The 6,000-nt window shown below is 46.8% G+C and carries 5 protein-coding genes; 3 read left to right on the forward strand and 2 right to left on the reverse strand.

Annotation, left to right across the window (positions count from 1 at the left end; genetic code table 11):
- The first annotated feature begins 6 nt into the window (after positions 1-6).
- The 3 genes from ABW391_RS20915 to ABW391_RS20925 all read left to right on the forward strand — a co-directional run bounded on the left by ABW391_RS20915 (position 7) and on the right by ABW391_RS20925 (position 4,765).
- Complete coding sequence (locus ABW391_RS20915) at positions 7-1,704, forward strand: GMC oxidoreductase (RefSeq protein ID WP_353483863.1); 1,698 nt, start codon at positions 7-9, stop codon at positions 1,702-1,704.
- A gap of 62 nt (positions 1,705-1,766) precedes the next feature.
- The gene (locus ABW391_RS20920; protein WP_353483864.1) at positions 1,767-3,773 is read left to right on the forward strand and encodes a beta-galactosidase; all 2,007 of its coding nucleotides are present in this window, start codon (positions 1,767-1,769) and stop codon (positions 3,771-3,773) included.
- Positions 3,774-3,835: 62 nt separating this feature from the next.
- Positions 3,836-4,765 (forward strand): sugar phosphate isomerase/epimerase family protein, encoded by a 930-nt coding sequence (locus tag ABW391_RS20925; RefSeq protein WP_353483865.1) that lies wholly within the window; start codon positions 3,836-3,838, stop codon positions 4,763-4,765.
- 107 nt (positions 4,766-4,872) lie between these two features.
- Here ABW391_RS20925 and ABW391_RS20930 read toward each other — a convergent pair whose 3' ends face one another.
- A complete protein-coding gene (locus tag ABW391_RS20930; RefSeq protein WP_353483866.1) occupies positions 4,873-5,184 on the reverse strand; it encodes a hypothetical protein in 312 nt (103 codons plus the stop codon).
- Positions 5,147-5,611: a hypothetical protein gene (locus ABW391_RS20935; RefSeq protein ID WP_353483867.1), complete on the reverse strand. Its 465-nt coding sequence runs from the start codon at positions 5,609-5,611 to the stop codon at positions 5,147-5,149. Before ABW391_RS20935 ends, ABW391_RS20930 begins: the two co-directional genes overlap by 38 nt.
- Positions 5,612-6,000: the final 389 nt, after the last annotated feature.

Raw genomic sequence — 6,000 nt, forward strand, 5'->3', positions numbered from 1 at the left:
AGTCCCATGAATAGCGCAAAAAAACGTACCTACGATGCCATCGTGATTGGATCCGGCATCAGTGGCGGTTGGGCAGCAAAAGAGTTGTGTGAAAAGGGCTTAAAAACCCTGGTTTTGGAGCGTGGCAGAGACGTCAAACACCTTGAAGACTATCCCACTACCCTCATGAACCCCTGGGAATTTGAGCACCGGGGAGAAATGCCCTTAGAGGTTCAAAAAGCCAATCCGATTGCCAATCGTTGTTACATTTTTAAAGAAGACGCTGCTCATTTTGTGGTCAAAGATGCAGAGCATCCCTACATCCAGGACAAACCTTTTGACTGGATTAGAGGCTATCAGGTTGGTGGCAAATCCTTGCTGTGGGCCCGCCATACCCAACGCTGGAGCAAGTACGATTTTGAAGGCCCTGCCCGCGATAACTTCGCCGTGGCCTGGCCCATTGGGTACGATGATGTAGCGCCCTGGTACAGCCACGTAGAAAAGTTTGCGGGCATTGCCGGCAATCGCGATGGGCTGGAGGAATTGCCCGATGGCGAGTTTTTGCCCCCTTTCGAAATGTCCTGTGTCGAAACCTACTTCAAAGAAAAGGTCAAAGAAAAATACCCCAATCGCCATGTCATCAGTGCCCGAATGGCCCATTTGACCAAGCCTCAGCCCATTCATTTGCAACAAGGCCGGGGCAAATGTATGAACCGTACCATCTGCCAGCGCGGCTGCCCCTTCGGTGGCTATTTCAGCAGCAATGCCTCTACTTTGCCCTGGGCTGCGCAAACCGGGAAATTGACCCTGCGCCCCAACTCCGTGGTGCATTCCATCATTTACGATGAGAAAAAACAACGGGCAACAGGCGTGCGGGTCTTTGATTCCGAAACCAAAGAAATGATGGAATTTTATGCCCGCATCATTTTTGTCAATGCCGCCGCCTTCAATACCAATTTGATCCTGCTCAATTCTACTTCTAATCGCTTTCCCAACGGCTTGGGCAACGACAACGGCCTCATGGGCAAATACGTCGCTTTTCACAACTACCGCGCCAGGGTCAGCGCTGAATACGATGGTTTTATGGACCGTACTACCGAAGGCAAACGTCCTGGCACCAGCTACATGCCCCGTTTTCGGAACGTGTACCAGCAGGAAATGGACTTTTTGCGCGGCTACGCCACGGTACTCTGGGCTGAGCGCGAGCAATCCATCAATTCAGCTGGCCTTGGCATTGATTTGAAAAAGAGCATCGAGGCCAAAAAGCTGGGCAACTGGAAAGTGGGCATGCTGATGATGGGCGAAACCATCCCCAAAGCCAGCAATTTCCTGGCGCTAGACCAGCAACAACTCGATCCATTTGGCATGCCAAAACTGAAGATCTCCATTGACTATGACGACAACGATGAAAAGATGATCAAAGACTTTTTTGAGCAAAGTGAGGCCATGTTTTCAAGCGCGGGCTTTAGCAATTTCAAAACCTCGGATTCTCACCAGGCGCCCGGGCTCGATATCCACGAAATGGGCGGGGTAAGAATGGGCAAAGACCCCAAAACCTCGTTGCTCAATGCCTGGAATCAGCTGCATGCCTGCAAAAATGTGTTTGTGACGGATGGGGCTTGTATGACTTCCACCTCTACCCAAAACCCTTCATTGACGTATATGGCGCTTACGGCTAGGGCGGCGGATTATGCGGTGAAGGAATTGAAGGGGGGGAGGTTGTGATGCAGGGCAGATTGAGCTGTTATTCAACTTCTGATTATCGGTATTTTCCTAAAAACAAAGCCATGAAACACCTTTTTTTCTCCCTCATCCTGTTTTCCTTCAGCCACTTGATTGCCCAAAACGCCCCTCTACGTCGGGCTGACAGCTTTTTCGGGCTGCACTTCGATTTTCACGCAAGTGTCAACGATTCATTGGTGGGAAAAACGCTGACCGAAGGCATGATCGACAGCCTGCTGACGGCGGTCAAACCCGATTTTATTCAGGTAGATTCCAAAGGCCATCCGGGCGTGACGAGTTATCCCAGCAAAGTGGCGGATGGCACTGCTGTCAAAAGTTTCAGCAAAGATCCACTCGCTTTGTTCCGCAAGGTGACCCAAAAACATGGCGTGGCGCTGTATGTCCACTACTCTGGCGTGTATGACGATGCCGCCCTCAGGAAACACCCCGAATGGGCAGCAATAGATGCCAATGGCAAACCCAGCACCCAAAAAACCTCGGTACACGGGGCCTATGTCGACGAGCTGCTGATTCCGCAACTAAAAGAAATTGCCGACTACGGCGTAGATGGCGTTTGGGTGGACGGTGATTGTTGGGCAACGGTACTCGATTATTCGCCTTTGGCGCTAAAGAAGTTTCAAGAGACAACAGGTATATCTGCTGTACCCAAAAACAAACAAGACGAGCATTACCTCGATTTTATGAATTTTGCCCGTCAATCTTTCAAAAACTACGTTGGCCATTATACCGATCAATTGCACCGGTACAAACCCAGCTTTCAGGTGGCCTCCAACTGGGCTTTTTCCTCATTCATGCCCGAACCCGTAGACCTCAACGTCGATTTTATGTCCGGCGACCTCACGCCCATGAACGGGGTGAATTCCGCACTGTTTGAATCCAGGGTCTTGGCGGCCCAGTCGCGCACCTACAAAAAGCCCTGGGATTTGATGTCCTGGAGTTTTAATACGGCCTGGAATACGGGCAACCATGGTCCCAAAACTGCGCTGAACCTGAGCCAGGAAATTGCCGAAGTGATTGCTACCGGCGGCACTTACCAATGTTATTTTACGCAAAATCGCGACGCTTCCATTCGGGTACAGCAGGTAAAAACCATGGCTGAATTGGCCAAATTTGCCCGGGCAAGACAAGCGTATACGCAGGGTGCACAGGCAGTTCCTCAAGTAGCGCTCTTGTATTCATTGGCCAGTTACAAAAAGTTCAGTTCCAGCATTTACGGCAATGGCATCGCCGAAGCGAGCAGGGCCATTTTAACGGCGTTGATGGATGGACAAAATGCAGTGGAAGTTCTGGCGGAGCACCACCTGAAAGGAAACCTGGCCAAATACCCCCTGATTGTGATCCCCGAATGGAGCTATCTGGAACCCGATTTTTTACAGGAATTGAAAACCTATGCCCAAAACGGCGGAAAACTCCTGGTGATCGGCGCGGAGGCGGTGAAAAATTTCAGCGCTGAACTGGGCATCGAACTGAGCGCCGCTCCCCAAAAGAAACTCTGCTGGGTGGCCAGCAATGGCGATCTGGGGCTGGTGAATGATTTGCTCCAACCGGTAATCCTGAAAACTGGAAGTCAACCTTTGGGCAATTATTACCTCAACCAGGACACCCGCTACCCCAGTGGCACCGCGGCCTCTGTGGCGGATCTGGGAAAGGGGAAAATCGCCGGGGTATACTTCAATTTTGGCCAGAGTTACCGCAATTTCCAATCGCCTCAACTGCGCGATTTTCTGAATGGCATCGTCAACAAACTTTTCCCCAATCCGATTGTGGAAGTAAAGGGTTCCAAACTGGTGCATGTCACGGTCAATGACTTGAAAGGAAAACTGGCCATCAACTTGATCAATTCCGGAGGGAACTACAACAGCGATAAAGTATATACTTACGATGAGCTGCCGCCAATTACGGATTTGAACCTCAAAATCAGGCTGCCCCAAAAGCCCCTGAAAATTGTGCAACAACCCGAAAACAAAGCTTTGCCTTTCACGTATTCGAATGGAGTAGCCACACTGAAAGTGCCTGTGTTAGGGGTGCATTCGATCCTGGTGGTGCAATGATGGTGGCAAGATAGACCAGTAAATGATTTTTTGTAGATTGTTAGCGTTAAATCCATTTAACCATGAAAAGAAGAGATTTTATTGCAACAGGTCTTGCTGCTGCTGTTTTACCAAAAACCAATTTCCTTTTTGCCGAACCCATCACTGGAATGGAGATCAGTGTTTTTTCTAAAACCCTTCATTGGATCAAAGACTACGAAACATTGGCCAATACCGTAGCCGAAATGGGTTTCGATGGAATTGACCTCACCGTGCGCCCAGAGGGACATGTACTTCCTGAAAACGTTGAAACCGACTTGCCCAAAGCGGTACTTGCGGCTCAAAAGGCCAAAATTAAAATTCCGATGATGGTGACCAGTATTTTGCAGGCAGATGCGCTTTCGGAGCTGGTGTTAAAGACCGCTAGCACCCAAAAAATCAAGCATTACCGCATGGGCTGGTACCATTATGACATGAAGAAGGACATTATGGGGCAAGTGGATAGCTTTGGCCAACAAATGAAAGGGGTAGATGAACTGAATAAAAAATACAAGATTTCAGGCGAGTATCAGAATCATGGCGGGCAAAACTTTGGGGCAGCCATTTGGGATCTTTACGCCATCTTAAAAAAAATCAATTCGCCACATACGGGCTGCCAATACGATATCAACCACGCTACCGCTGAAAACGGAGCCAATTGGGAAACAGGCTTCTGGCTGATTGCGCCATACATCAAATCATTGCCCATCAAGGATTTTAAGTGGGAATTAAAAAATGGTACGCTGCAAAAAGTAGGTTGCCCCCTCGGCGAAGGAATTGTCAATTGGAAACTGCTCCTGCAATTGATCAAACAATACCAGCTCAATGTGCCGATTACCATGCACTTTGAGTATGATTTGGGCGGAGCAGAAAATGGTTCGAGAACCCCAACCATTGACCCCCAAGAAATTATTTCAGCAATGAAAAGAGATTTAGCGCTATTGAAATCCTGGTTGAAAGAAGCGGGGTTGTAAAGCAGGGTCACCCTAAATCAAAAGCATCGAATCACCTTTACTCAAAAATCCAGATGAGATTACCACTGCTGCTTTGTCTTTCCTTTTGGGGCTTCATCTCCAGCGCATTAGGACAGGCCAATCAAACCCTTACCAATATCGGCTTCAGCAACATCAGCAATTGGTATTTGACAACGTGCGGGTGCTACACGATCAGCCCATTCCATTCCTCTCCATTGCCACTCCAGTAGACCTCTTCCGCCAATTGGAATAAACTTACCTTTCAATTCAGGCTTTTCCAATGCGGCAAGAACATTGCTGGCAAGATCATCAAAAGACAGATAAGCAGCCGGAACATCATTGGGGATGGCTTGGGGAATTACCCCGCCTTGTTTTGAATTATTAGTTCTTAATTTCGATATTAAGTTGTCGCCCTTCAATAAATGCCTTTTTGTCCAATGATACACCAATGGCAAGACCAATTGCCATACCGATTGGTATTCCAAGTCCTAAAAGTCCTATATTGCCTATACTGAGCCCATAAGCAACTCCGATTGGCAAACCAATTCCACTCATTCCAAATAACATCCAAATTGTTCTGTAATAATTTTTAGATACAATTTTATGTTCTTTTTCAACTTGTTTTAAAATGGCAGTTTGTTTTTGTTTTACAAGTTTAGCCAGTTGACTTCCATTTAATGTCGATAGGTTCAAATAGTCAACATTTTCGTTTATAAACGTTACAACACTTTGGTTCAAATCTTTTTTGTTTAACTCGTTTAAAAGTTCACTAAATTGGGAATAAATTCTACTTAGTTTATTGTCAGTAGAAATATTTTGTTTGTTATTAAGCTTTTTAATATTCATATATTCCCTCTTAGATTATTATTTTTAGCAGTTGTTCGATAAGCTGACTACCAACTCCCTGCCAATTTACGAAGTTCCGAAAAAAAATCGAGCGAAGCGAGGATTTTTTTTGGAATTTTGCAAAACCGCAGTTGTCGAAGGGCGACCGAAGGGAGAATTTTGTGCAACTGTGGTGCAGAACACCACACCAACCCGCTCAAAAATCCCATAATAAATATGCAATCCTCCACAGGAATCGTTACCAAAGGTTTGGTTCAACACTGCCTTCATTCTTGGCGTTGAATGCCGAACGAAGGCTTAGTTGTTGAGTGCAGTTTTATTACTCGCTGCATATATTTATTGCAAAGTCTAAAACATTGTCTTTGAGGTCTATAATTTTATCAAAAACT

It is taken from the genome of Haliscomenobacter sp. (assembly GCF_040403615.1).
Lineage (GTDB): Bacteria > Bacteroidota > Bacteroidia > Chitinophagales > Saprospiraceae > Haliscomenobacter.

Bases quoted from the DNA above. Each gene is read 5' to 3' on its own strand.
- ABW391_RS20925 (WP_353483865.1), top strand. From the start codon at position 3,836: ATGAAAAGAAGAGATTTTATTGCAACAGGTCTTGCTGCTGCTGTTTTA.
- ABW391_RS20915 (WP_353483863.1), top strand. From the start codon at position 7: ATGAATAGCGCAAAAAAACGTACCTACGATGCCATCGTGATTGGATCC.
- ABW391_RS20920 (WP_353483864.1), top strand. From the start codon at position 1,767: ATGAAACACCTTTTTTTCTCCCTCATCCTGTTTTCCTTCAGCCACTTG.
- ABW391_RS20935 (WP_353483867.1), bottom strand. From the start codon at position 5,611: ATGAATATTAAAAAGCTTAATAACAAACAAAATATTTCTACTGACAAT.